1 protein-coding gene and 2 pseudogenes are annotated in these 1181 nt (G+C 44.5%); 2 read left to right on the plus strand and 1 reads right to left on the minus strand.

Going from position 1 to position 1181, the window contains the following annotated elements; genetic code table 11:
- Positions 1-435: pseudogene (locus A3739_RS17435) on the plus strand (ABC transporter ATP-binding protein); the annotation flags it as partial.
- 9 nt (positions 436-444) lie between these two features.
- Positions 445-912, plus strand: coding sequence for a hypothetical protein (locus A3739_RS17440; RefSeq protein WP_068479502.1), 468 nt, complete (start codon positions 445-447; stop codon positions 910-912).
- A 67-nt stretch (positions 913-979) separates the two neighbouring features.
- On the opposite strand, the pseudogene A3739_RS30065 reads toward A3739_RS17440, so the two are convergent.
- Positions 980-1181 (minus strand): annotated as a pseudogene (locus A3739_RS30065) (hypothetical protein); the annotation flags it as partial.

A 1181-nucleotide genomic window follows, 5' to 3' on the forward strand; every position in this document is an offset into this window, starting at 1 on the left:
TTTATTGATCAAGTGGTAACCAGTACGATGGTGTTTGAAGGTGATGGCCGGGTTCGAGAATATGTCGGAGGCTATCAAGACTGGGTTCGACAAACGGGTGGCGCATTGGTTGATGAGCAAGCTTTGTTAAACAAAGGTCAAACTGAAGCTCTTAAACCTGAAGTTAAAGCGCAGGTTGCTCAGAAAAAGGCTGAACCGCTAAAGAAAAAGAAACTGAGCTATAAGTTGCAAAGGGAGCTTGATCAGATGCCGGATCTCATTGCAGATTTGGAGGAAGAGGTTGCAGCACTACAAAATGAGGTGTCTAGACCTGACTTTTACTCAAAAGAACATACCTATGTCGAGCAGCAAACAACAGCGTTGACGTCTTTGCAAGAAAAGCTTGAAGCAACTATTGAGCGATGGATGGAGCTTGAAGAGATGGCTGGTGAGTAAAGGAGAGACATGTTGGGTTGGCTGGTAGCGATTTTCGGCACATTGGTGGTTGCGGGTTCTATTCTTTGGATTAAGCCGTCGAAGCGCGAATTGCGTATCACTGCTTTACGGCAAGAGGCGATGAAGAAGGGATTGCGGGTTCGTCTTGTTGACGAAAAACTCAAGGATAAGTTTTTTCCATGGCTTGATGACTATCGCGGTTATGTGATCTACGAAACACATCAATTACCTGTAAAAGAAGGGCGAGGGATGAAGGCAGCTCAGGTGCATAGCAGTGCTGAATTGCATGAACTCGATCGTCGAAACATGGATGGTGATCAAGCTCGTGTGTTGGCAAATCAGGAACATATTCCAAATCAAATTAGTGGGGTAGTGCTTTATCCTGATGGGGTAGGTCTGTTGTGGGATGAAAGTGGTGACGCAGAAGATATAGACGGCTTACTGGAATGTATTAAGCAATTACATTCGGCTTGCTGAGTTTGAGATCATAAAAAAAGGGGGCGCTGCGTAAAGCAATAGCCCCCTTTTTTTGTTTCAGCTAGTCTTAAATCTTGCTAGCTAGCTGAAGGTTTTCAATAATCTTTTTGGAATATAGGTTAACGATAAAGTTAACGCGGTTCTCGTTGTAGTTTACGAGTGACGGTTGAATAAACTCCCACTTAGTCTTGGCAGAGTCGAGAAGTTTCGCTGCTTCTGGGTTGCCTTGCTCGCTAAGCAATCCATTGAGTGTTCCGTCGAAATCTTTC

This window comes from Oleiphilus sp. HI0067, assembly GCF_001635735.1.